Consider the following 2,046-nt stretch of genomic DNA (forward strand, 5'->3'; position numbering starts at 1 on the left):
CAGATTATTCTCCTTAATGAAAGCCCGCAGCTGTTGTTTATCCCAAAGTCCCATGTGTTCTCCCAACCTTTCTACTATGTTTCATTTTAATAGTTTTGGGAGTTTACACAATCTATTTTACAGACTCGGACAAGCTACAGTTAGTGTATATTCTAACGGACGATATACTACCTATGACGTTTTCGTAAAGGCTTATTAAGCTTTTTTTGTAAATGATGCTTCTTTCATAGGACACTACGCAAACAATTCATTCCTTTAGCGTAGTGTCCTTTTTTGTTTGTGCTCGATAGTAATTATACTTTCTCGTGCCAAAACTAATTTATAATTACACCTTGCCATTTACTATACTTTTTTTGGAGGTTTCTCATGAAAAGCGATGAAAGTAGCTAAAGCTGCAATCAATAAACTAATGGCAGCAATTATGAAGCAGTTGTTCACACCGTTCGAGTGGTCAGATTCTAAAATTGGATAACCTCCAGTTTTATCTGCATCAGGATCTCCACCTTGAGCCCCCCCTTTACTCTCTTACATTAATTACAACGTATTTCAGAAAAAAAGTTATGTCTTTTTTGGAGATTATCATCTTCAACAGATGACCCTTTGCGGCAATCGGTACGAGATCTCGTCCATGGCTCGGGACAAGATCTTGTATGGGTAAAACAAAAAAAGCCGCTAATAGCGACTTTCAAAGGGACCAAGTTCTTGTCCCCCGACAACAAGCCGCAATCGCGGCTTCATCTTCTCTACCTTCCTCTTCTTCTCTTCTCAATTCTCGAAATTGCGCCTGGTACATCATGTTCACTTTTACAATACATTTAATTTAACCGGAACATGTTCTTGTCGCTTGAATTATTATGTTTTGTTTTTACCTTAATTTGTAGAATTCGCTTAAGTTATCTTGTGTAAGATATACCTCTTTGCCGTTTTCATTAACAATATAAATCTTGTCAGGGGGATCATTAAGACTCTTTCCAGTAATAAATAACTGGTGGCCTCCTTCAATTTTATACTTTCTTATATATATGCCTGATCCGATATCCTCAAAAGAATATTTCTTTAAATCATCCCAATTCAATGCCACGCCCTTTTCCGATAAGCTACTCCATTCATCTAATGGAATAGTTCCATTTGTTTCTGCATCTTTCACATTCTGGCATGCTGAACAAATAATTAGAACAAAAAATAATGTGATTGAAAACTTAAAGTTTTTAAACATCAATACACCTCTTTTTCGAATTTTATATAAATCGGGGAAGTATATCATACCATAATTTAGTAATTAATACTAATATTAATTAATATTTAAATTATATTATTATTTAATATATATTAGGATATTTATTAATTTATTGTGGTAATTTTGTAGAGATAATAGTGATATATGTATATAAAATTACAAAAAATAGAATTTAAGGAGGTAAAAAGGGGATCTGGGTTTTTATAAATCATTAGGAGGATTCAGAATGAAAAAATTGTTGTCTTTTTTCACAATGGTAATAATGGTCTTTTTGCTTACAACACCTGTACTTGCAAGCAATGATACAAACGAAAGTAACACACAAAGTGTTTCAAGCAATCAATTAGAATTAACGAATGACCCTTTAGCATCTTTTAACCCCGATCCAAAAATATGGCTAGAATGGTTTAACAGCTTGCCGGAGGAAGTACAGTTAACTGTAAATTATAGACCTCCAGGTTTTACAAATAAATCAACTACAGGAATCAATGAAATCCCAATTTCTGAAACACAATACAGTCAAAGTTCCACTGCAGCGAAAGAAGATTCGAAAAAGTCTACAGGGTTGCAGTTAATGGAAACAATGGTCACTGGTGGATACGAACATCCTTACAATCCTAGTGCATGGGCATCATTGACTGACAAGGCCAATTGCTATGCCTACATGTTAAACATATCTACTTAGGGCTTGCTGAACGATTCTTTATCCAGCCTTCAGAGCTAGGCGTCCACGAGACTGCATCGTGAAAATGAGGAAATAAAGAACGCGGAGCCTACGCTCCAAGTTCATCACCAGAAGCTGTAGCGTA

Annotated in this window: 2 protein-coding genes; one reads left to right on the forward strand and one right to left on the reverse strand. The window is 35.2% G+C overall.

Features of this window, described 5'->3' with window-relative positions; translation table 11 throughout:
* Positions 1–865 precede the first annotated feature (865 nt).
* Positions 866–1,216, reverse strand: a complete 351-nt coding sequence (locus ACH6EH_RS20100; RefSeq protein WP_138225429.1) for a hypothetical protein — start codon at positions 1,214–1,216, stop codon at positions 866–868.
* A gap of 247 nt (positions 1,217–1,463) precedes the next feature.
* On the opposite strand from ACH6EH_RS20100, the gene ACH6EH_RS20105 reads away from it, so the two are divergent.
* Positions 1,464–1,922 carry a hypothetical protein gene (locus ACH6EH_RS20105; protein WP_397333584.1) on the forward strand — a complete coding sequence of 153 codons (459 nt, stop codon included), beginning with the start codon at positions 1,464–1,466 and terminating at the stop codon, positions 1,920–1,922.
* Positions 1,923–2,046 lie beyond the last annotated feature (124 nt).

The sequence above is a fragment of the Paenibacillus sp. JSM ZJ436 genome (assembly GCF_044383795.1).
Taxonomy (GTDB): domain Bacteria; phylum Bacillota; class Bacilli; order Paenibacillales; family Paenibacillaceae; genus Paenibacillus_AQ; species Paenibacillus_AQ algicola.